This window comes from Pseudomonas neuropathica (assembly GCF_015461835.1).
Classification (GTDB): domain Bacteria; phylum Pseudomonadota; class Gammaproteobacteria; order Pseudomonadales; family Pseudomonadaceae; genus Aquipseudomonas; species Aquipseudomonas neuropathica.
The window spans coordinates 38,167-60,856 of sequence record NZ_JACOPX010000007.1; the positions used below are offsets into that span (position 1 = coordinate 38,167).

At 58.1% G+C, this 22,690-nt stretch carries 19 protein-coding genes; 14 read left to right on the forward strand and 5 right to left on the reverse strand.

The window, feature by feature from the left end:
• Positions 1 to 19 precede the first annotated feature (19 nt).
• Positions 20 to 460 carry a GlcG/HbpS family heme-binding protein gene (locus H8F23_RS11355; RefSeq protein ID WP_016987506.1) on the forward strand — a complete coding sequence of 147 codons (441 nt, stop codon included), beginning with the start codon at positions 20 to 22 and terminating at the stop codon, positions 458 to 460.
• Between the two features lie 212 nt (positions 461 to 672).
• On the forward strand, positions 673 to 1,131 hold the full coding sequence (locus H8F23_RS11360; protein ID WP_194934442.1) for an REP-associated tyrosine transposase: 459 nt from the start codon (positions 673 to 675) through the stop codon (positions 1,129 to 1,131).
• Between the two features lie 102 nt (positions 1,132 to 1,233).
• On the opposite strand, the gene H8F23_RS11365 is transcribed toward H8F23_RS11360, so the two are convergent.
• Complete coding sequence (locus H8F23_RS11365) at positions 1,234 to 1,839, reverse strand: TetR/AcrR family transcriptional regulator (protein WP_141130011.1); 606 nt, start codon at positions 1,837 to 1,839, stop codon at positions 1,234 to 1,236.
• A 135-nt stretch (positions 1,840 to 1,974) separates the two neighbouring features.
• Here H8F23_RS11365 and H8F23_RS11370 point away from each other — a divergent pair, with 135 nt between their 5' ends.
• Positions 1,975 to 2,889 (forward strand): DUF808 domain-containing protein, encoded by a 915-nt coding sequence (locus H8F23_RS11370; protein WP_194934443.1) that lies wholly within the window; start codon positions 1,975 to 1,977, stop codon positions 2,887 to 2,889.
• A gap of 179 nt (positions 2,890 to 3,068) precedes the next feature.
• Here H8F23_RS11370 and H8F23_RS11375 read toward each other — a convergent pair whose 3' ends face one another.
• Both H8F23_RS11375 and H8F23_RS11380 read right to left on the reverse strand, forming a co-directional pair.
• A complete protein-coding gene (locus tag H8F23_RS11375) occupies positions 3,069 to 3,857 on the reverse strand; it encodes an MlaA family lipoprotein (protein WP_034151542.1) in 789 nt (262 codons plus the stop codon).
• On the reverse strand, positions 3,850 to 5,148 hold the full coding sequence (locus tag H8F23_RS11380; protein WP_122593473.1) for a serine/threonine protein kinase: 1,299 nt from the start codon (positions 5,146 to 5,148) through the stop codon (positions 3,850 to 3,852). The genes H8F23_RS11375 and H8F23_RS11380 overlap by 8 nt, the downstream gene beginning before the upstream one ends.
• A 224-nt stretch (positions 5,149 to 5,372) precedes the next feature.
• On the opposite strand from H8F23_RS11380, the gene H8F23_RS11385 reads away from it, so the two are divergent.
• Positions 5,373 to 5,741: a hypothetical protein gene (locus H8F23_RS11385; RefSeq protein WP_186625217.1), complete on the forward strand. Its 369-nt coding sequence runs from the start codon at positions 5,373 to 5,375 to the stop codon at positions 5,739 to 5,741.
• 95 nt (positions 5,742 to 5,836) lie between these two features.
• On the opposite strand, the gene H8F23_RS11390 is transcribed toward H8F23_RS11385, so the two are convergent.
• Positions 5,837 to 7,432 (reverse strand): glycoside hydrolase family 17 protein, encoded by a 1,596-nt coding sequence (locus H8F23_RS11390; RefSeq protein ID WP_194934444.1) that lies wholly within the window; start codon positions 7,430 to 7,432, stop codon positions 5,837 to 5,839.
• Positions 7,433 to 7,718: 286 nt separating this feature from the next.
• On the opposite strand from H8F23_RS11390, the gene H8F23_RS11395 reads away from it, so the two are divergent.
• The 3 genes from H8F23_RS11395 to H8F23_RS11405 all read left to right on the forward strand — a co-directional run bounded on the left by H8F23_RS11395 (position 7,719) and on the right by H8F23_RS11405 (position 10,777).
• Complete coding sequence (locus H8F23_RS11395; protein ID WP_034151546.1) at positions 7,719 to 8,570, forward strand: glycine betaine ABC transporter substrate-binding protein; 852 nt, start codon at positions 7,719 to 7,721, stop codon at positions 8,568 to 8,570.
• A gap of 240 nt (positions 8,571 to 8,810) precedes the next feature.
• Entirely contained in the window at positions 8,811 to 9,122 is a 312-nt protein-coding gene (locus H8F23_RS11400; RefSeq protein ID WP_007919908.1) for a DUF485 domain-containing protein, read from the forward strand.
• Complete coding sequence (locus H8F23_RS11405) at positions 9,119 to 10,777, forward strand: cation acetate symporter (RefSeq protein WP_016987517.1); 1,659 nt, start codon at positions 9,119 to 9,121, stop codon at positions 10,775 to 10,777. The genes H8F23_RS11400 and H8F23_RS11405 overlap by 4 nt, the downstream gene beginning before the upstream one ends.
• Positions 10,778 to 11,826: 1,049 nt before the next feature.
• Here H8F23_RS11405 and gltA read toward each other — a convergent pair.
• Complete coding sequence (gltA, locus tag H8F23_RS11410) at positions 11,827 to 13,116, reverse strand: citrate synthase (RefSeq protein ID WP_141126761.1); 1,290 nt, start codon at positions 13,114 to 13,116, stop codon at positions 11,827 to 11,829.
• A 363-nt stretch (positions 13,117 to 13,479) separates the two neighbouring features.
• Between gltA and sdhC the strand changes: the two genes are divergently transcribed.
• The 7 genes from sdhC (at position 13,480) to lpdA (ending at position 22,588) form a co-directional block, all read left to right on the forward strand.
• On the forward strand, positions 13,480 to 13,854 hold the full coding sequence (gene sdhC / locus H8F23_RS11415; RefSeq protein ID WP_016773673.1) for a succinate dehydrogenase, cytochrome b556 subunit: 375 nt from the start codon (positions 13,480 to 13,482) through the stop codon (positions 13,852 to 13,854).
• Positions 13,848 to 14,216, forward strand: coding sequence for a succinate dehydrogenase, hydrophobic membrane anchor protein (sdhD, locus tag H8F23_RS11420; RefSeq protein WP_003222999.1), 369 nt, complete (start codon positions 13,848 to 13,850; stop codon positions 14,214 to 14,216). Before sdhC ends, sdhD begins: the two co-directional genes overlap by 7 nt.
• Before the next feature lie 3 nt (positions 14,217 to 14,219).
• Positions 14,220 to 15,992 carry a succinate dehydrogenase flavoprotein subunit gene (gene sdhA / locus H8F23_RS11425; RefSeq protein ID WP_194934445.1) on the forward strand — a complete coding sequence of 591 codons (1,773 nt, stop codon included), beginning with the start codon at positions 14,220 to 14,222 and terminating at the stop codon, positions 15,990 to 15,992.
• An 11-nt stretch (positions 15,993 to 16,003) separates the two neighbouring features.
• The gene (locus tag H8F23_RS11430; RefSeq protein ID WP_093440161.1) at positions 16,004 to 16,708 is read left to right on the forward strand and encodes a succinate dehydrogenase iron-sulfur subunit; all 705 of its coding nucleotides are present in this window, start codon (positions 16,004 to 16,006) and stop codon (positions 16,706 to 16,708) included.
• A 251-nt stretch (positions 16,709 to 16,959) separates the two neighbouring features.
• Positions 16,960 to 19,791 (forward strand): 2-oxoglutarate dehydrogenase E1 component, encoded by a 2,832-nt coding sequence (locus H8F23_RS11435; protein ID WP_093439917.1) that lies wholly within the window; start codon positions 16,960 to 16,962, stop codon positions 19,789 to 19,791.
• A 42-nt stretch (positions 19,792 to 19,833) separates the two neighbouring features.
• Complete coding sequence (odhB, locus tag H8F23_RS11440; protein WP_099758392.1) at positions 19,834 to 21,054, forward strand: 2-oxoglutarate dehydrogenase complex dihydrolipoyllysine-residue succinyltransferase; 1,221 nt, start codon at positions 19,834 to 19,836, stop codon at positions 21,052 to 21,054.
• A 97-nt stretch (positions 21,055 to 21,151) separates the two neighbouring features.
• Entirely contained in the window at positions 21,152 to 22,588 is a 1,437-nt protein-coding gene (lpdA, locus tag H8F23_RS11445) for a dihydrolipoyl dehydrogenase (protein WP_007919881.1), read from the forward strand.
• The last annotated feature ends 102 nt before the right edge of the window (positions 22,589 to 22,690 follow it).

The window sequence follows — 22,690 nt, forward strand, 5'->3', positions numbered from 1 at the left end:
ACAAAATGAGGACGGCACCATGAGCGCTTTAACCTTGAAAGTCGCAGTCAACCTGGTCAACGAAGCCATCAACGCAGGGCGCGGCATCAACGCTGCGCCGCTGACCATCGCGGTACTCGATACCGGCGGCCACCTGATCACCCTGCAACGCGAAGACGGCGCAAGCCTGCTACGCCCGAACATCGCCATCGGCAAAGCCTGGGGCGCCATCGCGCTGGGCAAAGGCTCGCGCCTGCTGGCACTCGACGCGCAACAACGCCCGGCGTTTATTGCCGCGCTGAACAGCATGGGCCAGGGCAGCGTCGTGCCGGCACCGGGTGGTGTGTTGATTCGGGATCAGGCGGGGAATGTGCTGGGCGCGATCGGGATTAGCGGGGATTTGTCGGATATTGATGAGCAGGTGGCGATCAGGGCGGTGGAGGCGTTGGAGTTGCGGGCGGATGCGGGGGTGGCGGCTTGAATCTGCGTTGATTGAATAACCGCTATCGCGAGCAGGCTCACTCCTACAGGGATTTGTGTTCAGACACAAAATGTTTGAACACCCCAGATCCCTTGTAGGAGTGAGCCTGCTCGCGATTGCTATCTACCAGACACATCCTGCCAACAGTTGACCGCTCCATTTGTCTTTCCCGGTACTAGCCTTTTCATGACCTGATCACAGAGGGCAAAGGAATGCCGGATCTACCTGCTGCACATAAATTGCGAGTCGGGCGCTATACCGAAGTCAGTCGAATCTATCTGTTAACCAGCACCACTTATCAACGAAAGCCGATTTTCACGAATTTTGCCTTGGGAAAACTGGTCGCTGATCAATTTCGACACGCGCAAGATTCGGGGCTGGTGAGCTCATTAGCCTGGGTAGTCATGCCAGATCATTTCCATTGGCTGATTGAATTGCGACGAGGTTCATTGAGTGAGGTGATGCAAAAAACCAAATCGCTGAGCACCAAGGCTGTCAGGCACGCTTCCGGTGGAAACAGCGTTCTCTGGCAGAGAGGGTTTCATGACCGCGCGCTGAGACGTGAAGAAGACCTGGTGAAGATGGCGCGTTATGTCGTGGCTAACCCGTTGCGGGCTGGTTTGGTTAAGAAGCTTGGCGACTATCCGCTGTGGGATGCCATTTGGGTTTGAGCTGAAACCGAGTCGCCTCGATCGCGAGCAGGCTCACTCCTACAGGGGAACGCATTCCAAATGTGGGAGCGAGCTTGCTCGCGAAGCAGTCGCCGCGGTCTATCAGTCCGGCTCACACCCCTTCAACACCAGCCGGATAATCGTCTGCGCCGCCGCTTCATAATCGGCCTCGTCCAGCTTGTCCTTGCCGGTCACCGCAGAAATCTGCCAGTCGAAGTCGGCGTAGGTCTGGGTCGCGGCCCAGATGCTGAACATCAGGTGATTAGGGTCGATCGGGGCGATCTGGCCTCGGTCAATCCAGCTTTGGATGCAATTGATGTTGTGCTTGGCCTGGCCGTTGAGTTGCTCGACCAGGTCGGCGCTCAGGTGTGGTGCGCCGTGCATGATTTCGCTGGCAAATACCTTCGAGGCGAAGGGCAGGTCGCGGGAGATGCGGATTTTCGAGCGGATATAGCCGCTCAGCACTTCGCTCGGCACACCGTCCGGATTGAACGGAGTCGAGGCCTGCAAAATCGGCACGATGATGCTTTCCAGAACCTCGCGGTAGAGGTTCTCCTTGGACTTGAAGTAGTAGTAGACGTTGGGCTTGGGCAATCCCGCCTTGGCGGCGATGTCGCTGGTTTTGGTCGCAGCGAAGCCCTTGTCGGCAAACTCCTCACTGGCGGCACGCAGGATCAGTTCTTTGTTGCGCTCGCGGATTGTGCTCATAAACCCGGTGGTTCCTTGCCTGTTCTGGCGGTTGCGCATGGTAGCACCGGCCTCGCGCAGCGCTCAAGAATGCCCCGTGTGGTCTGTGGTCGCGTTATGCTTCGCACCATTCATACATAAAAGGAAACAGGATTCATGGCAGGAAGCAGTTTGCTGGTGCTGGTCGACGATATTGCCACTGTGCTGGATGACGTGGCGTTGATGAGCAAAATGGCCGCCAAGAAGACCGCCGGCGTACTCGGCGATGATCTGGCGCTCAACGCCCAGCAGGTCTCCGGCGTGCGTGCCGAACGGGAAATCCCCGTGGTCTGGGCCGTGGCCAAGGGTTCGTTCGTCAACAAACTGATTCTGGTGCCATCGGCGCTGGCGATCAGTGCGTTCGTGCCGTGGCTGGTGACGCCATTGTTGATGGTCGGCGGTGCGTATCTGTGTTTTGAGGGTTTTGAGAAGCTTGCGCACAAGTTTCTGCACAGCAAGGCTGAAGACGAGGTCGAACATGCGCAACTGACTGAGGCGGTAGCCGATCCGGCGACCGATCTGGTGGCCTACGAGAAAGACAAGATCAAAGGCGCGATCCGCACTGACTTTATCCTCTCCGCAGAAATCATCGCAATCACCCTGGGCACCGTGGCTACTGCTTCGCTGACTCAGCAAGTAATCGTGATGTCCGGTATCGCGATTGTGATGACGGTGGGCGTGTATGGACTGGTGGCGGGCATCGTCAAACTCGACGACCTCGGCCTGTGGCTGACGAAAAAACCTGGGCAGATGGCGAAGAAAATCGGCAGCGCGATCCTCAGCGCCGCGCCGTACATGATGAAAACCCTGTCGGTGGTCGGCACGGCGGCGATGTTCCTGGTTGGCGGCGGCATCCTCACCCACGGTGTGCCGGTGCTGCATGACTGGATTGAAGGCGTTGGCGCGGCGGCCGGCAGTGTCGGGTTTGCGGTGCCGATGTTGCTCAATGGTGTCGCGGGGATCATCGCTGGCGCGGTGGTGTTGGCGGTGGTTTCTGTCGTCGGCAAAATCTGGAAAGCCCTGAAAAACTGACACTCAACACAAACCCCTTTGTAGGAGTGAGCCTGCTCGCGATAGCGGTGTGTCAGCACTGCAAATGGTGGCTGGTGCACCGTTATCGCGAGCAGGCTCACTCCTACAGTTGATTTGTGTTGTGCCAGTAAAAAGGCCATTCAATTTTCATTGAATGGCCTTTTTTGTGCCTGCCGGAATTACTCGGCGATCTGCAACTTACGCGCCTCGGTATACACGTAACGCACCTTCTCGTACTCGAACGGCGAGTTCATCTGGCCGTAGCGGAAGCTGGTCTGGTAGCGCTTGTCGACCGCGCGCAGGGCCCAGATTTCCGGGTGGTTGGAGCTGACTTCCGAGACGTTGAGGAAGTTGATCGCTGATTCGGCGGTGTAATCCACAGCAAGACCGGCGGTGTCGCGGATGTTCGACGGGCCGAGGATTGGCAACACGAAGTAGGCGCCGCCCGGTACACCGTAGAAGCCCAGGGTCTGGCCGAAGTCTTCGCTCTGGCGCGGCAGGCCCATGGCGGTCGCTGGGTCCCAAAGGCCGGCAATGCCGATGGTGGTGTTGAGTAGCAGGCGCGCGGTGGTTTCCATCGAGCGCTGACCTTTGAACTGCAACAGGCTGTTGACCAGGTTCGGCACGTCACCGAGGTTGTTGAAGAAGTTGCTTACCCCGGTACGCACAAAACTCGGCGTGATGTAGCGATAGCCATCGACCACCGGCAGGAACACCCATTGGTCGAAGCGGTAGTTGAAGTGGTAAACCCGACGGTTCCACGATTCCAGCGGGTCGTAGACGTTCAGCGCGTTGAGCGTCGAACGCTCGAATTCGCGCTGATCCAGCCCCGGGTTGAACTTGAGTTTGGACAGCGGCTCTTTGAAGCCGTCGCTGTCGACGACGACCGGCGCGTTGGCTTTACTGTTGTCGGCCTGGGCCACGCCTGCGCAGAGGAGCGCTGCCATCAGCAGGAGATATTTAGCCACGGAAGAACTCCAGCATGGCGTCGCTGTTGACGCGGTAGTTAAGGTTGCCGCAATGGCCGCCCAGTGGATAAACGGTCAGACGATCACCGAACGTTTTACGCAGGAAACCAAGGTCGCCCGGGCCGAGGATCACGTCGTCGGCGTTGTGCATGACGGCGATTTTCGGGCTGTCGTGCAGGTAATCCTTGAGTGCATAAAGGCTGACCTGGTCGATCAGTTGCAGCAGGCTGCCGCCGTCGGTGCGTGCACGCCACATCGGGATCACCTGATCGGTCAGGTAGCAGTCGAAGTCGCACTGCAGCGCACGCTTGAGGAACGGCGTGAGGCTGGTGCCTTCGGTGATCGGGAACTTCGGCGGGGTGATCAGGCCGCGACGGTTGATCAGATCCGAGGTGAAGGCAATGTCGGCCGCCGAGAAGCGGAACGAGGTGCCGATCAGCATCGCCATCTGTTCGTTGGTCAGGTGCTGCTTGGACTGCTGGAAGTCGTAGAGCAGCGCATCGTTGAGGTCGATGTAGCCTTTCTGCTGGAAGTAGCGGGTCAGCTTCGACAGCACCAGTTCATAGAACGTGGTGCTGTTGTTGATGCCTTTCACCTCGGTTTGCACCAACTTGTCGAGGTTGGTCACCGAGGTGTAGAGGTTGACCGGCGGATTGAGCAGCAGGACTTTCTTGAAGTTGAAGCTGCGGCGCGTTTCGTCCAGATGCGCGACGAACGCGGCATCAAGGGCGCCGAGGCTGTAACCGGTCAGGTAATACTCGGTCACCGGCAGTTTCGGGTTCTGCGCGCGCACGGCCTGCATCACCCGGTACATGTCTTCGGCGTCTTCCTTGGTCACGCCCGGGGTCGCGAAGCGCGAGGCGGCGCTGATGAAGTCGAAACTGGTCGGCGACGACAATTGCACGACGTGGTAGCCGGCCTTGTAGTAGAGCTTTTTCAGGTATTCGTTGAGGGTGCTGTCATAACGCGCGCCGGTGCCGGCGATCAGGAAGATCAGCGGTGCCGGTTTGTCCTGGGTGGCGATGCGATAGGTGAGTTTTTTCACCGCCCAGAAGTTGTCCGGCAGGATGAACTCTCGCTCCGGGCGCAACGTGAGGCTGCGGTCCGACTGAGTGATGTCGTCGTCCAGCGGCAATTCCGGGCGCAAGTCCGGCGGCGTCGTGGCGATAGTCGCCTCGAACGGGTTGGTCAGGGGGTAGCCATAACTGGCGGCATCGATATCCACCGCCAGTGCGGACGCACTCAAAATAAGGCCGCTGAACAGCGCGGCGAAGCGCAAGGAACGGAGCATGACTAGATCCCTTAGAGGAAGGTGCCGAATGAAGTTCGCAGGCTATGACCACCGGGTTTGCGCCAAAGTGCCATGCTGCGGCACCAAACAGGCAGAATTCGGAGTAATAGTAGCTGGACGATACACTTTGCACTGCCTGAATGAACAGTTAACAGTTGTTAGTTCTTGCACACGGCTGGCGGCAGATTAAGCTGGCCGCCGATTTCCGAAGATTGGAGTGTTTCATGTCCCGCCGTTTGCCCGTGATTTTGCTGCTCGTTCTGTTGCCGTTGTGGCTGGCCGCCAGTTATGGCGCGCGTTATGGCTTTATGGAAGACGGAAAGTGGGTGGGCATCTGCGTCGACGAGGCCAGCCGCTGGGAATGTCAGGTGCGGTCGAACCTGGGCTTGATGATTCACTTCAAGGTGTTGGGCTGGACGGCACTGGGCGCGGCGTTGATCGGTTTCGTGTTGCCGGGGCGGGCAGGGTGGTGGCTGGCGGTGCTGGCGCTGGTATTCGGGGCGCCGGCGCTGGCGTTGTACAACACGACATTGGCGGTGTTTGCGCTGGTGATTGCCGGGTTGCGTCTGGTCCGCGAGTCCCGCAGCGCCTGATGGAAAAGATCGCAGCCTTCGGCAGCTCCTACATTGAAATGGCGTACACCTTGTAGGAGTTGCCGAAGGCTGCGATCTTTTGATCTTGCTTTTGATCAGTATTTTCGAACGCGCAGGCAGCGCCACAGAGCCGCCACCATCAACACGCTCACCAACGCCCAACCCCACGCCTGCTGATTCTGCAAACCTTCCTGATACAACTGCGGCGCAATCCCCGCCCCGACAATAAACGTCAGCAACGCAATCTCCCGACGCGGCACGCTCACCGGCCGGCACAGATAAACCAGCGCTGGCAGCACAAACGCCATGCTCGGGAAACTGCGATAACGCGGATCGAAGACCATCTCCAGCATCATTACTGCTGCGGCAAAGCCTGTCGCCGCGACCAGCCAGCCCGCGCGGCGCTCCAATAGATTGAACGCCCGCTCACGCCAGCCAGTTCGCGCGCTCAGCGTCAGTGCCGCGTGTGCCAATACCAACAGATTCAGCGCCGTCAACAAGCCGACCCACAGCCACTCGCTGGCAAACCGCGTGGTCACTCGCGCCAGATCACCCCAGGCGCCGATCGAGCAAGCGGCGAGGGCGCCCAGCAGCGGCAATACCAACGCCGAGCGTGTAGTGCGAACGCGACCGCCGAGCATCAGCGTGCCAAGAAAAATCAACCCGCCGACCGCCAGCCATTCCTTCCAGTACGGCACGTTGGTCACCGGCCCGGCGAGCACGCCCTTGTCCTGACGATCCGCGTCGTACAGCCCCCAGTAACCGCCCACCGCGCCTTCACTGCCGCGCTTCCATGGCTGGTCAAACGCTTCGATCAGGTTGTAATGCCAGCCTTCCTTCTCGGCCATCGCGACAAAACCCCGAATGAACCTGGCCTCGTTGACCCGGCTCGGCAGGGCGGTCTCGCGTTGGCGGCCTTCGCTTGGCCAGCCGGTTTCGCCGATCATCACGTCTTTCGGTGCGAATTTATTACCGAACACCTGGCGCACATCCGCGACGTGTTGCAGGGCGACGTCGATGTTCGACGGATCATCTTCCCAGTACGGCAGCAAGTGAATAGTCAGAAAGTCCACCGCTGGCGCGACTTCAGGATGCTTGAGCCAGAACTCCCAGACATCGGCGTACGTGACCGGTTGCTTGACCTGACTTTTGACCTTGTTGATCAATCGGGCCAGTTGCGCGCCGGTGACTTCCTTGCGCAGCAGCGCCTCGTTGCCGACGATCACTGCACTGACCACATCCGCGTTGGCGTTGGCCGATTTGATCAGCAGGTCGACTTCCTTTTCGGTGTCCACCGGGTTGCTGTTGACCCACGCGCCGATCATCAATTTCAAGCCATGTTTGCGCGCCAGATCCGGCAGCGCTTCCAGGCCCGTCATCGAGTAAGTGCGTATGCACTCAAAGCGTGTCGCCAGCAATGCGAGATCGGCGTCCATGCGCTCCGGGCGCAGTTTGAACGGCACGTCGAACGGCGATTGGTCTTTATCGAACGGGGTGTAGGAGGCGCACTGCAATTTATGCGTCGGGGTCGCGGCGTCGGGCAGGATCACCGGTTGGCCGAGGCCGTACCAGAAGCCGCCGAGGGCAAACAGCCCCAGCAGGCAGGCGAAGAGATAAGGCAGAAAAGGGAAGCGGGAGGTCGCGGACATGGTCAGGCCGAGTGGCTGCAAAGCGACGCATGTTACCTGCATTTATAGAGGGGTTGGTGGCCCGCATGATTTTGACATGCAAAGTTCGGGCGGATTATTTGGCGTCATTTATATAGCCGCGATTAATGGCCTTCTGATGTCGTTTCTCGTTGCCTTGAGGTCGCTGACAGAGCAGGTCGCTGCGGGCGTCAGGTTGATGATCGAAAGCGTCAGTACTCCGCTGGCGACGAACGAGTTTGCGGTCAGGCGTGATGGGGGCGCCGTGCACCATAACAATACGTTGACGCCGCCCGTCATCCGTCGGGCGCAGCATTTCGGGGAAGTAACGATGAAGATGCGACGACTTTTAGGCGCAAGTGCTGCTTTGGTGCTTGCGATGAGTTCCACTTTCGCCAGCGCAGAAAAACAGACCCTGAACATCGGTTACGTTGACGGCTGGTCCGACAGCGTTGCGACCACCCACGTAGCGGCCGAAGTGATCAAGCAGAAACTCGGCTACGACGTGAAACTGCAAGCCGTTGCCACCGGGATCATGTGGCAGGGCGTAGCCACCGGCAAACTCGACGCCATGCTCTCGGCCTGGCTGCCCGTGACCCACGGCGAATACTGGACGAAAAACAAGGATCTGGTCGTCGATTACGGCCCGAACTTCAAGGATGCAAAAATCGGCCTGATCGTGCCTGAGTATGTGAAAGCCAAGTCGATTGAAGACCTGAAAACCGATGACACCTTCAAAAACCGTATCGTCGGCATCGATGCCGGTTCAGGCGTGATGCTCAAGACCGATCAAGCGATCAAGGATTACGGCCTCGACAAATACAGCCTCAAAGCCAGTTCCGGTGCCGGCATGATTGCCGAATTGACCCGTGCCGAAAAGAAAAACGAATCCATCGCCGTCACCGGTTGGGTGCCGCACTGGATGTTCGCCAAGTGGAAACTGCGCTTCCTCGACGACCCGAAAGGCGTGTATGGCGCAGCTGAAACCGTGAACAGCATCGGCAGCAAAGAGCTGGCGACCAAGGCGCCGGAAGTGGCCAAGTTCCTGAAGAACTTCCAGTGGGCGTCGAAAGACGAAATCGGCGAAGTCATGCTGGCGATTCAGGACGGTGCCAAACCTGAAGCCGCGGCCAAGGATTGGGTGGCCAAACACCCGGATCGCGTGGCTGACTGGACCAAATAACCACAACACCGCCGCACCCCTGTAGGAGTGAGCCTGCTCGCGATAGCGTCCCGTCAGTTGATGAAAATATCGACTGATACAACGCCATCGCGAGCAGGCTCACTCCTACAGTTTTTTATGTGTACCGAAGAATGGCGATTACGTCATGGCGTTCTACTACTAAGGTCGTCTGTTACCGCGCTCGCAGCCGCATACATTAGCTATGTTCCAACAATAATCTGTGCTGCGAGGATAAAAACAATGAACGACAGCATTTACCTCTCGATTCAAAACAGTCCCCGATTCAAGGAGCTGGTGCGAAAAAGGGAAAAGTTCGCCTGGATACTCTCGGCGATCATGCTCGGGCTTTACTCTGGCTTCATCCTGTTGATCGCTTACGGGCCGCATATTCTGGGCGCGAAACTCAGTCCTGAGTCCTCGATTACCTGGGGCATCCCGATTGGTGTCGGACTGATTCTTTCTGCATTCATCCTCACCGCTATCTACGTGCGCCGCGCCAATGGCGAGTTTGACGACCTGAACAATGCGATTCTCAAGGAGGCTCAGCAATGATCCGGCGTCTACTGGCTTTATTGAGTGTTGCGGCTTTCGCGCCGAGTGTCTGGGCGGCTGACGCGTTGACGGGGGAGGTAGCTAAACAGCCGCTGAACATTCCCGCGATCCTGATGTTCGTGGCGTTCGTCGGTGCGACGCTCTACATCACCTACTGGGCCTCGAAGAAAAACAACTCGGCGGCCGACTACTATGCGGCGGGCGGCAAGATCACCGGTTTCCAGAATGGTCTGGCAATTGCCGGTGACTACATGTCGGCGGCGTCCTTCCTGGGGATTTCCGCGCTGGTATTCACCTCCGGCTACGATGGCCTGATCTACTCGATCGGCTTCCTGGTGGGCTGGCCGATCATTCTGTTTCTGATCGCCGAGCGTCTGCGTAACCTGGGTAAATACACCTTTGCCGACGTGGCGTCCTACCGCCTCGGGCAAACCCAGATCCGCACCCTGTCTGCCTGTGGTTCGCTGGTGGTGGTGGCGTTCTACCTGATCGCGCAAATGGTTGGTGCTGGCAAGTTGATCCAGTTGTTGTTCGGTCTGGACTACCACGTCGCGGTGATTCTGGTCGGTGTGCTGATGTGCATGTACGTGCTGTTCGGCGGCATGCTGGCGACCACCTGGGTACAGATCATCAAAGCTGTGCTGTTGCTGTCCGGTGCCTCGTTCATGGCGCTGATGGTGATGAAGCACGTAGGCTTCGACTTCAACACGCTGTTCTCCGAAGCGATCAAGGTTCACGCCAAAGGCGAAGCGATCATGAGCCCGGGCGGTCTGGTCAAGGATCCGATTTCGGCCTTCTCGCTGGGTCTGGCGCTGATGTTCGGTACCGCTGGCCTGCCACACATTCTGATGCGCTTCTTCACCGTGAGCGACGCAAAAGAAGCCCGCAAGAGCGTGCTCTACGCGACCGGTTTCATTGGCTACTTCTACATTCTGACCTTCATCATCGGCTTCGGCGCGATCCTGTTGGTCAGCACTAACCCGGCCTTCAAAGATGCGGCTGGCGCGCTGTTGGGCGGCAACAACATGGCGGCGGTGCATTTGGCCAACGCGGTCGGTGGCAGTATCTTCCTCGGCTTTATCTCGGCGGTGGCGTTCGCGACCATTCTGGCGGTTGTGGCAGGCCTGACGCTGGCCGGTGCTTCGGCGGTTTCTCACGACCTGTATGCGAGTGTGATCAAGAAGGGCAAGGCGAACGAGAAGGACGAGATTCGTGTCTCGAAGATCACCACCATTGCCTTGGCAGTGTTGGCGATTGGCTTGGGCATTCTGTTCGAAAGCCAGAACATTGCATTCATGGTGGGCCTGGCGTTCTCGATCGCGGCGAGCTGTAACTTCCCGGTGCTGCTGCTTTCGATGTACTGGAAGAAGCTGACCACTCGTGGTGCGATGATTGGCGGCTGGTTGGGTCTGGTGAGTGCGGTTGGCTTGATGATCCTTGGCCCGACCATCTGGGTGCAGATTCTGCATCATGAGAAGGCGATCTTCCCTTACGAGTATCCGGCGTTGTTCTCGATGATCATTGCGTTTGTGGGGATCTGGTTCTTCTCGATCACTGACAAGTCGGCGGCTGCGGATAAAGAGCGGGCGCTGTTCTTCCCGCAGTTTGTGCGTTCGCAGACTGGGTTGGGGGCGAGTGGGGCGGTTTCGCATTGATGGTTTGATGGTTTTTTAATGTTGTGCTGAATGCCCCGGTTGAGAGATCGGGGCATTTTTATTGGGCGGTTATCGGACTTTGGTGTGTTTTTTATTGGGTGTATATCCGTTGCTGCGGTAACGGCTGATTAGGGTTTCGCCCTTACGGCGACTCACTTTTTTTCAAACGCCAAAAAAAGTAAGCAAAAAACGCTTGCTCCTACGTCCGGCCCGCTCGCTGGGGCTCGGGGTTCCTTCGCTGCGGGATCGATCCGGGCGCAGTGCCTACGGTTTGCTTCGCTGCACCTCCTCTCGCTGTGTTTGGCTTCGCCAAACGGTCGCTGCGCTCCCACGCCCGGATCAATCCCTCCACTCAGCCTTCCGACGTCGCTTACAGATCAAGAGCTGCAGCCGAGCTAACGCTCATCCTGTTGAGTGGTGAAGAGCGTGTGTTCGGCTTTGGTTCGGTGGTGGATTTGCCCCTCACCCCAGCCCTCTCCCGAGGGAGAGGGAGCCGATTTGTGAGCTTTTCAGAGTCTGAGTTCAACGCGGTATCGCACGTCGGCGTACCTCTACCAAACCACTCGGTCAGTCCCCTCTCCCTCCGGGAGAGGGCTAGGGTGAGGGGCTCTTGATCTGGCTTTTGATCTTGCTTTGGCTTTGGCTTTGGCTTTTGATCTTTTGCCCCATCGGCAGGCCGAGCGAAGGTGTTCATCCGGGGGTTAGGCGCGCAGCGCCGTGCGGCGCAGCCGCATTCATCGAGAGGAGGTGCAGCGAAGCAAACCGTAGGCGATGCCCCCGGATGGACACCGTAGCGAGGGAACACTGAGCCTCAGCGAAGTGCCGTACGCCAGGGGCAAAGCCTTTTGCTTACTTTTCGCTGGGCCGGCACTCCGGCGTCTGGAAAAGTGAGTCGCTGTAAGAGCGAAACCGCCAGCGGCAGCAACCGCAGAAACGGATATGCCCCAAATCCAATCCAAAACCGCAATCACAGCCACAAACAAAAACGGCCCCTATATAAATAGAGGCCGTTCCCGGTACAACTTTAAAACGTCATCGCAAGACAAGTCTTATTTGCGGTCTTCCAGCTTGGAAATGTCACGCGACTCGTAACCAGTGTACAACTGGCGCGGACGGCCAATCTTGTACGGGCTGGAGAGCATTTCTTTCCAGTGGGAGATCCAGCCAACAGTGCGTGCCAGCGCGAAAATCACCGTGAACATGCTGGTCGGAATGCCGATCGCCTTGAGAATGATCCCCGAGTAGAAGTCGACGTTCGGGTACAGCGAGCGTTCGATGAAGTACGGGTCAGTCAACGCAATCTCTTCCAGGCGCATGGCCAGTTCGAGTTGCGGATCGTTGTTGATGCCCAGTTCCTTCAGTACTTCGTCGCAGGTCTGCTTCATTACAGTCGCGCGAGGGTCGCGGTTCTTGTAAACGCGGTGACCGAAGCCCATCAGTTTGAACGAATCGTTCTTGTCCTTGGCCTTGGCGATGAACTTGTCGATGTTCGAAACATCGCCAATCTCGTCAAGCATGGTCAACACGGCTTCGTTCGCACCACCGTGGGCAGGGCCCCACAGTGCGGCGATACCGGCGGCGATACAGGCGAACGGGTTGGCACCCGAGGAGCCGGCCAGACGGACGGTGGAAGTCGAGGCGTTCTGCTCGTGGTCGGCGTGGAGGATGAAGATCCGGTCCATGGCCTTGGCGAGTACCGGGCTGATCGGTTTGATCTCGCACGGGGTGTTGAACATCATGTGCAGGAAGTTTTCCGCGTACGTCAGGTCGTTGCGCGGGTACATCATGGGCTGGCCCATGGAGTACTTGTAAACCATCGCTGCCAGGGTCGGCATCTTGGCAACCAGACGGATCGCGGAAATTTCGCGATGCTGCGGGTTATTGATGTCCAGGGAGTCGTGGTAGAAGGCCGAGAGGGCGCCGACTACACCGCACATGACGGCCATCGGGTGGGCGTCGCGACGGAAACCGTTGAAGAAGGTTTTCAACTGCTCGTGAACCATCGTGTGGTTTTTCACGGTGCTGACGAACTGGGCCTTCTGTTCTGCGGTCGGCAGTTCGCCGTTGAGCAGCAGGTAGCAGGTTTCCAGGTAGTCCGACTTTTCAGCCAGTTGTTCGATCGGGTAGCCGCGGTGCAACAGAATGCCGTTGTCGCCGTCGATATAGGTGATCTTCGATTCGCACGAGGCGGTCGACATGAAACCAGGGTCGAAAGTGAAGCGGCCCGTGGCCGTCAGGCCCCGAACATCGATTACATCGGGACCAACGGTGCCGGTTAAAATGGGCAGCTCGACGGGGGCTGCGCCCTCGATGATCAACTGCGCTTTTTTGTCAGCCATGTGGCCTCCTATTTATGCTTGAACCATCAGACAGACCCCCCACGCAGGGCCCGCACCACTATAGTGAGATAAATTCGAATGTCAATTTGCCTAAAGTCTTGCTCCAGAAGGCTTTAAGCGCACTTTTTCCTCGAAATTGACTGCCATTTACGCCTTTTATACGACTTGTGCAATCAGCTATTTGGGGTAGGTGATTGCGTTGTCATTAGTAGCCTAACTGTCTATACTCGGCCACCGACCGCCAAGGGCTTTTGGGCTTGCTTTCATTGGGGGTCGCATCCCTGGGTGGTGGTTACCTGACCAGTGCACTCCCCAACAACTTTGCCCTGATTGTTAGGGGCTCTTCAGTGTGAAAAAAAAGCCGTGAAAAGCCAACGACCTGTAAACCTAGACCTAAGGACCATCAAACTCCCAGTCACTGCTTACACGTCCATTCTTCACCGTATCTCCGGTGTCATCCTCTTCGTGTGTCTTGCCATCATGCTTTATGCATTGGACAAGTCGCTCAGCTCCGAGGAAGGCTTCGGTCAGGTGAAAGCGTGTCTGACCAGTCCGCTAGCCAAGCTAGTGATTTGGGGCATCCTGTCCGCTCTGCTGTATCACCTGGTAGCCGGTGTGCGCCATTTGATCATGGACATGGGCATCGGTGAGACGCTGGAAGGCGGCAAGCTGGGCTCGAAAATCGTTATCGCCGTTTCCGTGGTGGTAATCGTTCTGGCAGGAGTTTGGATATGGTAACTAACGTCACGAACCTGTCGCGTTCGGGCCTCTATGACTGGATGGCGCAACGTGTGTCTGCGGTCGTTCTCGCGGCTTACTTCATCTTTCTGATCGGATACGTCGTGGCCCACCCTGGCCTCGAGTATGCCCAGTGGCATGAACTGTTCGCCCACAACGGGATGCGTATTTTCAGCCTCCTGGCCCTTGTTGCTCTGGGCGCTCACGCCTGGGTCGGCATGTGGACCATCGCGACTGACTACCTGACGCCAATGGCGTTCGGCAAGTCCGCAACGGCGATACGTTTCCTTTTCCAGGCAGTATGCGGCGTTGCGATGTTCGCTTACTTCGTCTGGGGTGTGCAGATTCTCTGGGGTATCTGAGTCATGGCTAACATTCCAACGATTTCTTTCGACGCCATCATTATTGGTGGTGGCGGTGCCGGCATGCGCGCTGCGCTGCAACTGGCACAGGGCGGTCACAAGACTGCCGTGATCACCAAGGTTTTCCCGACCCGTTCGCACACTGTATCCGCCCAGGGCGGCATCACCTGCGCAATCGCGTCCGCTGACCCGAACGATGACTGGCGCTGGCACATGTACGATACCGTCAAGGGCTCCGACTACATCGGTGACCAGGACGCTATCGAATACATGTGTCAGGAAGGCCCGGCTGCCGTGTTTGAGCTGGACCACATGGGTCTGCCGTTCTCGCGTACCGAGCAAGGCCGTATCTACCAGCGTCCGTTCGGTGGTCAGTCCAAGGATTACGGCAAGGGCGGTCAGGCTGCACGTACTTGCGCCGCTTCCGACCGTACCGGCCACGCCCTGCTGCACACCCTTTATCAGGGCAACCTGAAAGCCGGTACCACGTTCCTGAACGAGTACTACGCTGTCGACCTGGTGAAAAACCAGGAAGGCGACTTCGTCGGTGTGATCGCGATCTGCATCGAAACTGGCGAAACTTCCTACATCCGCGCGAAAGCCACCGTATTGGCTACCGGCGGTGCTGGTCGTATCTACGCTTCCACCACCAACGCCCTGATCAACACCGGTGACGGCGTCGGCATGGCTCTGCGTGCTGGCGTACCGGTACAAGACATTGAAATGTGGCAGTTCCACCCGACCGGCATCGCCGGCGCCGGTGTACTGGTTACCGAAGGTTGCCGTGGTGAAGGTGGTTACCTGATCAACAAGCACGGCGAGCGTTTCATGGAGCGTTATGCTCCGAACGCCAAAGACCTTGCCGGTCGTGACGTGGTTGCTCGCTCGATGGTTAAAGAAATCATCGCCGGCAACGGTTGCGGTCCGAATGGCGACCACGTAATGCTCAAACTCGACCACTTGGGCGAGGAAGTGCTGCACAGCCGTCTGCCAGGCATCTGCGAACTGTCGAAGACGTTCGCTCACGTTGACCCTGTTGTTGCGCCGGTTCCGGTTGTTCCGACTTGCCACTATATGATGGGCGGCGTTGCCACCAACATCCACGGCCAGGCGATCACCCAGAACGCCGAAGGCGTGGATCAGATCATCCCTGGTCTGTTCGCAGTAGGTGAAGTGGCTTGCGTATCGGTGCACGGTGCCAACCGTCTGGGCGGCAACTCGCTGCTCGACCTGGTGGTATTCGGCCGCGCTGCCGGCCTGCACCTGGAAAAAGCGCTGACTGATGGCATCGAATACGACGACGCTACCGAAGCCGACATCGAAGCTGCCCTGTCGCGTCTGAACGCGCTGAACAGCCGTACTGATGGCGAAGATGTGGCAACCCTGCGTCGCGAGCTGCAAAGCTGCATGCAGAACTACTTCGGCGTATTCCGTACCGGCGAATACATGCAGAAAGGTATCGCTCAGCTCGCTGACCTGCGTACCCGCATCGCCAACGTGAAGATCAACGATAAGTCGCAGGCGTTCAACACTGCACGTATCGAAGCGCTGGAACTGCAAAACCTGCTGGAAGTGGCTGAAGCTACCGCCATCGCGGCCGAAGTACGTAAAGAGTCCCGCGGTGCTCACGCCCGTGAAGACTTTGAAGATCGTGATGACGAAAACTGGCTGTGCCACACCCTGTACTTCCCGGGTGACAAGCGCGTCACCAAGCGTGCCGTGAACTTCTCGCCGAAGACTGTTCCGACTTTCGAACCTAAAGTCCGGACTTATTAAGGGTGACCGCCATGTTGAATGTCAGTGTTTATCGCTACAACCCTGATCAGGACGCTGCGCCGTTCATGCAGGAATTCCAGGTCGATACCGGTGGTAAAGACCTGATGGTGCTGGACGTGCTGGCCCTGATCAAAGAGCAGGACGAGGGTTTCTCCTATCGTCGCTCTTGCCGTGAAGGCGTCTGCGGCTCCGACGGCATGAACATCAACGGTAAAAACGGTCTGGCGTGCATCACGCCGCTGTCCGCCGTTGTAAAAGGTAACAAGCTGATCGTTCGTCCGCTGCCAGGCTTGCCGGTTATCCGTGACCTGGTCGTCGATATGAGCATCTTCTACAAGCAATACGAGAAGGTGAAGCCTTACCTGCAGAACGACACGCCGGCTCCGGCCATCGAGCGTCTGCAGTCGCCAGAAGAGCGTGAAAAACTCGACGGTCTGTACGAGTGCATCCTGTGCGCTTGCTGCTCGACCTCTTGCCCGTCCTTCTGGTGGAACCCGGACAAGTTCCTGGGTCCAGCTGCGCTGCTGCAAGCTTATCGCTTCCTGGCAGACAGCCGTGACACCAAGACATCCGAGCGTCTGGCTTCGCTTGATGACCCGTTCAGCGTCTTCCGCTGCCGGGGCATCATGAACTGCGTCAACGTATGTCCGAAAGGCCTGAACCCGACTAAGGCCATCGGTCACATCCGTAACATGCTGCTTTCGAGCGGCGTGTGATTCAGCTGCTGTAACCGCTGTACCGTAGAGGCTGTGGCGCGGGCTTCAACCCGCGTCATGGCTATAACCAGAGCAGTAGCCACAAGCTGCCGCTCTTATTTTGAAGAAATGAGACAAGCAGGGGCATCCGGGCTGGTACCCGGACTATCAGTGTGATCCTAAGTGGCTTGTTTTAGTCGCTGCATTCGGACTTCTGCAAGTTTGCTCGGTGTCGACATCGATGGTGTTCCCCTAACCGAGGGTGACCAAGCATGCAAGAAAGCGTGATGCAGCGCATGTGGAACAGCGCCTACCTTTCAGGTGGAAACGCTGCCTATGTGGAAGAGCTTTATGAGCTCTACCTGCACGACCCTAACGCTGTGCCAGAAGAGTGGCGCACCTACTTTCAGAAGTTGCCTGCCGACGGCAACTCTGCCACTGATGTTTCGCACTCCACGATTCGCGATCATTTCGTGCTGCTGGCAAAGAACCAGCGCCGCGCCCAACCGGTTTCCGCCGGCAGCGTGAGCAGTGAGCACGAGAAGAAGCAGGTTGAAGTGCTGCGATTGATCCAGGCCTACCGTATGCGTGGCCACCAGGCAGCCCAGCTTGACCCGCTGGGACTGTGGCAGCGTCCTGCACCTGCAGACCTGTCGATCAATCATTACGGCTTGACCAATGCCGATCTTGATACGACCTTCCGTGCCGGCGACCTGTTCATCGGCAAAGAGGAAGCGAGCCTACGCGAAATTCACGAAGCGTTGCAGCAGACATATTGCCGCACCATCGGCGCTGAATTTACGCACATCACCGATTCCGAGCAGCGCCAGTGGTTCCAGCAGCGTCTGGAAAGCGTGCGTGGTCGTCCGACGTACTCCGCCGACATCAAGAGCCACCTGCTTGAGCGCGTGACTGCCGGTGAAGGCCTGGAAAAATACCTGGGCACCAAATACCCGGGCACCAAGCGTTTCGGTCTGGAAGGCGGCGAAAGCCTCATTCCGATGCTCGACGAACTGATCCAGCGTTCCGGTTCCTACGGCACCAAGGAAGTCGTCATCGGCATGGCCCACCGTGGCCGTCTGAACGTGCTGGTCAACACCTTCGGCAAGAACCCGCGCGAGCTGTTCGACGAGTTCGAAGGCAAGAAGAAGGTCGAGCTGGGTTCCGGTGACGTTAAGTATCACCAGGGCTTCTCGTCCAACGTGATGACCGCCGGCGGTGAAGTTCACCTGGCCATGGCGTTCAACCCGTCCCACCTGGAAATCGTTTCCCCGGTGGTCGAAGGTTCGGTGCGCGCCCGTCAGGATCGTCGTAATGACGCCACTGGCGAGAAGGTTCTGCCGATCTCCATCCACGGTGACGCTGCATTCGCAGGTCAGGGCGTGGTCATGGAAACCTTCCAGATGTCGCAGACCCGCGGTTTCAAGACCGGCGGTACCGTGCACATCGTGATCAACAACCAGGTCGGTTTCACCATCAGCAACCCGCTGGACTCGCGTTCCACCGAGTACGCCACCGACGTTGCGAAGATGATCCAGGCGCCGATCCTCCATGTGAATGGTGATGATCCGGAAGCCGTATTGTTCGTGACACAGTTGGCCATCGACTACCGCATGCAGTTCAAGCGTGACGTGGTGATCGACCTGGTCTGCTACCGTCGTCGCGGCCATAACGAGGCCGACGAGCCAAGCGGTACCCAGCCTCTGATGTATCAGCAGATCACCAAACAGCGCACCACCCGTGAGCTGTACGCTGATCGTCTGACCCAGGGCGGTGTGCTCGACGCAGAGCGTGTTCAGGCGAAAGTCGACGAATACCGCAACGCGCTGGACAACGGTCTGCACGTAGTGAAATCGCTGGTCAAAGAGCCGAACAAAGAGTTGTTCGTGGACTGGCGTCCGTATCTGGGCCATGCCTGGACTGCGCGTCACGACACTCGCTTTGATCTGAAGACCCTGCAAGAACTGTCCGCCAAGCTGCTGGAAATTCCGGAAGGCTTCGTGGTTCAGCGTCAGGTCTCGAAGATCTACGAAGACCGTCAGAAGATGCAAGCCGGCGGCCTGCCGATCAACTGGGGTTACGCCGAAACCATGGCGTACGCGACCTTGGCGTTCGAAGGTCACCCGATCCGTATGACCGGTCAGGACATCGGCCGCGGTACGTTCTCGCACCGTCACGCTGTGCTGCACAACCAGAAAGACGCGGGCACCTACATTCCGCTGCAGCACCTGTACGACGGTCAGCCACGCTTTGACCTGTACGACTCGTTCCTGTCGGAAGAAGCGGTACTGGCGTTCGAATACGGTTACTCGACCACCACGCCGGATGCGCTGGTGATCTGGGAAGCCCAGTTCGGCGACTTCGCCAACGGTGCACAGGTTGTGATCGACCAGTTCATCACCAGCGGCGAGCACAAGTGGGGCCGTCTCTGCGGTCTGACCATGTTGCTGCCACACGGTTACGAAGGTCAGGGCCCTGAGCACAGCTCGGCACGTCTTGAGCGTTACCTGCAATTGTGCGCCGAGCACAACATTCAGGTTGCCGTACCGACCACGCCAGCACAGATCTACCACTTGCTGCGTCGTCAGGTGATTCGTCCGCTGCGCAAGCCGTTGATCGTGCTGACGCCGAAGTCGCTGCTGCGCCACAAGCTGGCCATCTCGACCCTGGAAGATCTGGCCGAAGGTTCGTTCCAGACCGTGATCCCGGAAATCGATGCTCTGGACCCGAAAAAGGTCGAGCGCGTTGTTCTGTGTAGCGGCAAGGTCTACTACGACCTGCTGGAAAAACGCCGTGCCGAAGGCCGTGAAGATATCGCCATCGTGCGTATTGAGCAGCTGTACCCATTCCCTGAGGACGACTTGAAAGAAGTCCTGGCTCCATACACCAACGTCAAAAATGCCGTTTGGTGTCAGGAAGAGCCGATGAACCAGGGCGCCTGGTACTGCAGCCAGCACCACTTGCGTCGCAGCATCGGGAACCTCGACAAGTCTCTCGTACTTGAGTACGCGGGCCGTGAGGCTTCTGCTGCCCCAGCTTGTGGTTACGCATCGATGCACGCCGAGCAGCAGGAAAAACTCCTGCAAGACGCGTTTACCATTTAACGCCTTCGCGCACCTGAAACCGAATTTAAGGAACCACAGATAATGGCTATCGAGATCAAAGCCCCCACTTTCCCGGAATCGGTTGCCGATGGCACCGTTGCCACCTGGCACAAACAACCGGGCGACGCTGTCAAGCGCGACGACCTGATCGTCGACATCGAAACCGACAAAGTCGTACTGGAAGTTCTGGCTACCGCTGATGGCGTGCTGGGCGCAATCGTCAAGAACGAAGGCGACACCGTTCTGTCCGACGAAGTGCTGGGCTCCATCGAAGCGGGCGGCGCTGCTGCCGCTGCCCCAGCCGCCGCTGCTGCTCCGGCCGCTGCCGCTGCTCCAGCTGCTGCCGAAGGCGAAGACGATCCTGTTGCTGCGCCTGCTGCGCGCAAGCTGGCTGAAGAAAACGGCATCAACATCGCTTCCGTTGCCGGCACCGGCAAGGGCGGTCGTGTGACCAAGGAAGACGTGGTTGCTGCTGTTGCTGCCAAGAAAGCCGCTCCGGCTGCCGCACCTGCCAAGGCTGCTGCTCCTTCGGCTGCTGCTCCTGTGTTCGCCGCTGGCGACCGCATCGAGAAGCGCGTACCGATGACCCGCGTTCGTGCCACCGTGGCCAAGCGTCTGGTTGAAGCACAGTCGAACATGGCGATGCTGACCACTTTCAACGAAGTCGACATGACTGAAGTCATGGCCCTGCGTTCGAAGTACAAGGATCTGTTCGAGAAGTCCCACAACGGCGTACGCCTGGGCTTCATGTCGTTCTTCGTCAAGGCTGCTACCGAAGCGCTGAAACGCTTCCCGGCTGTCAACGCGTCGATCGACGGCGGCGACATCGTTTACCACGGCTACGCGGACATCGGCGTTGCCGTTTCCAGCGACCGTGGCCTGGTTGTTCCGGTTCTGCGTAACGCCGAGCTGATGAGCCTGGCTGAAATCGAAGGCGGCATCGCCACCTTCGGCAAGAAAGCCCGTGACGGCAAATTGTCGATGGACGAGATGACCGGTGGTACCTTCACCATCACCAACGGTGGTACCTTCGGTTCGATGATGTCGACCCCGATCGTCAACCCGCCGCAGGCAGCGATTCTGGGCATGCACAACATCATCCAGCGTCCTATGGCCATCAACGGTCAGGTGGTTATCCGTCCGATGATGTACCTGGCACTGTCCTACGATCACCGTCTGATCGATGGCAAAGAAGCTGTGACCTTCCTGGTGACCATCAAGAACCTGCTGGAAGATCCGGCTCGTCTGTTGCTGGATATCTGATAGAAGCAGTCGCGGGCTTCAAGTTTCAAGCTGCAGGAAAGGGCAGCTTGGCTTGGAGCGCGCGGCTTGAAGCTTTTCGCTAAAGAGGATTTTTTGAATGTCGCAGAAATTTGACGTAGTAGTGATCGGTGCTGGCCCTGGTGGCTACGTGGCTGCCATCAAGGCCGCGCAGCTGGGTCTGACCACTGCCTGCATCGAGAAGTACACCGACGCAGAAGGCAAGCAAGCCCTGGGTGGCACCTGCCTGAACGTGGGCTGCATTCCTTCCAAGGCGCTGCTCGACAGTTCCTGGAAATACAAGGAAGCGAAAGAAAGCTTCAACGTTCACGGTATCTCGACTGGCGAAGTCAAAATGGACGTCGCTGCGATGGTTGGCCGCAAGGCTGGCATCGTCAAGAACCTGACCGGCGGCGTTGCCACTCTGTTCAAGGCCAACGGCGTTACTTCGATTCAGGGCCACGGCAAACTGCTGGCTGGCAAGAAAGTCGAAGTCACCAAGCCAGACGGCTCGGTTGAAGTCATCGAAGCTGAAAACGTCATCCTGGCTCCAGGCTCGCGTCCGATCGACATTCCACCGGCTCCGGTTGATCAGAAAGTCATCGTTGATTCGACTGGCGCTCTGGAATTCCAGTCCGTACCTAAGCGTCTGGGCGTTATCGGCGCTGGCGTGATCGGTCTGGAACTGGGTTCGGTGTGGTCGCGTCTGGGCTCCGAAGTCGTTGTTCTGGAAGCACTGGACACCTTCCTGATGGCAGCGGACACCGCTGTTTCCAAGGAAGCGCTGAAAACCCTGACCAAACAAGGTCTGGACATCAAACTGGGCGCTCGCGTAACCGGCTCGAAAGTGAACGGCGACGAAGTCGTTGTGAACTACACCGATGCCAACGGCGAACAGACCATCACTTTCGACAAGCTGATCGTAGCCGTTGGTCGCCGTCCGGTGACCACTGATCTGCTGGCTGCCGACAGCGGCGTGACCCTCGACGAGCGCGGTTTCGTGCACGTTGACGATCACTGCGCGACCACCGTACCGGGCGTATTCGCCATCGGTGACGTGGTTCGCGGCATGATGCTGGCTCACAAAGCTTCGGAAGAAGGCATCATGGTTGTCGAGCGCATCAAGGGCCACAAAGCCCAGATGAACTATGACCTGATCCCTTCGGTTATTTATACTCACCCGGAAATCGCGTGGGTTGGCAAAACCGAGCAGGCCTTGAAAGCTGAAGGCGTTGAAGTTAACGTCGGCACCTTCCCGTTCGCCGCTTCCGGCCGTGCCATGGCCGCCAACGATACCGGTGGTTTCGTCAAGGTCATCGCTGATGCCAAGACTGACCGCGTATTGGGCGTGCACGTGATTGGCCCGAGCGCTGCAGAACTGGTTCAGCAGGGCGCGATCGGTATGGAATTCGGCACCAGCGCTGAAGACCTGGGCATGATGGTTTTCTCCCATCCGACCCTGTCTGAAGCCTTGCACGAAGCTGCTCTGGCTGTGAATGGCGGCGCCATCCACATTGCCAACCGCAAAAAGCGTTAACAGACAATAAGAAACCACGGCGGTAACGGCCCGTCGTGAGCCTTGCGAGCAAGTCTCACCGCGGAATGTCCGCTGGACGCAGTCTTGCGTAGCTCAGCTACG

What these genes read in the sequence shown, in the direction of transcription:
- lpdA (WP_007919881.1), top strand. Translation starts at nt 21,152, where the DNA reads ATGTCGCAGAAATTTGACGTAGTAGTGATCGGTGCTGGCCCTGGTGGC.
- gltA (WP_141126761.1), bottom strand. Translation starts at nt 13,116, where the DNA reads ATGGCTGACAAAAAAGCGCAGTTGATCATCGAGGGCGCAGCCCCCGTC.
- H8F23_RS11385 (WP_186625217.1), top strand. Translation starts at nt 5,373, where the DNA reads ATGTCCCGCCGTTTGCCCGTGATTTTGCTGCTCGTTCTGTTGCCGTTG.
- H8F23_RS11405 (WP_016987517.1), top strand. Translation starts at nt 9,119, where the DNA reads ATGATCCGGCGTCTACTGGCTTTATTGAGTGTTGCGGCTTTCGCGCCG.
- H8F23_RS11435 (WP_093439917.1), top strand. Translation starts at nt 16,960, where the DNA reads ATGCAAGAAAGCGTGATGCAGCGCATGTGGAACAGCGCCTACCTTTCA.
- odhB (WP_099758392.1), top strand. Translation starts at nt 19,834, where the DNA reads ATGGCTATCGAGATCAAAGCCCCCACTTTCCCGGAATCGGTTGCCGAT.
- H8F23_RS11360 (WP_194934442.1), top strand. Translation starts at nt 673, where the DNA reads ATGCCGGATCTACCTGCTGCACATAAATTGCGAGTCGGGCGCTATACC.
- sdhD (WP_003222999.1), top strand. Translation starts at nt 13,848, where the DNA reads ATGGTAACTAACGTCACGAACCTGTCGCGTTCGGGCCTCTATGACTGG.
- H8F23_RS11370 (WP_194934443.1), top strand. Translation starts at nt 1,975, where the DNA reads ATGGCAGGAAGCAGTTTGCTGGTGCTGGTCGACGATATTGCCACTGTG.
- H8F23_RS11400 (WP_007919908.1), top strand. Translation starts at nt 8,811, where the DNA reads ATGAACGACAGCATTTACCTCTCGATTCAAAACAGTCCCCGATTCAAG.
- H8F23_RS11365 (WP_141130011.1), bottom strand. Translation starts at nt 1,839, where the DNA reads ATGAGCACAATCCGCGAGCGCAACAAAGAACTGATCCTGCGTGCCGCC.
- H8F23_RS11395 (WP_034151546.1), top strand. Translation starts at nt 7,719, where the DNA reads ATGAAGATGCGACGACTTTTAGGCGCAAGTGCTGCTTTGGTGCTTGCG.
- H8F23_RS11430 (WP_093440161.1), top strand. Translation starts at nt 16,004, where the DNA reads ATGTTGAATGTCAGTGTTTATCGCTACAACCCTGATCAGGACGCTGCG.
- H8F23_RS11380 (WP_122593473.1), bottom strand. Translation starts at nt 5,148, where the DNA reads ATGCTCCGTTCCTTGCGCTTCGCCGCGCTGTTCAGCGGCCTTATTTTG.
- H8F23_RS11355 (WP_016987506.1), top strand. Translation starts at nt 20, where the DNA reads ATGAGCGCTTTAACCTTGAAAGTCGCAGTCAACCTGGTCAACGAAGCC.
- H8F23_RS11390 (WP_194934444.1), bottom strand. Translation starts at nt 7,432, where the DNA reads ATGCAGGTAACATGCGTCGCTTTGCAGCCACTCGGCCTGACCATGTCC.
- sdhA (WP_194934445.1), top strand. Translation starts at nt 14,220, where the DNA reads ATGGCTAACATTCCAACGATTTCTTTCGACGCCATCATTATTGGTGGT.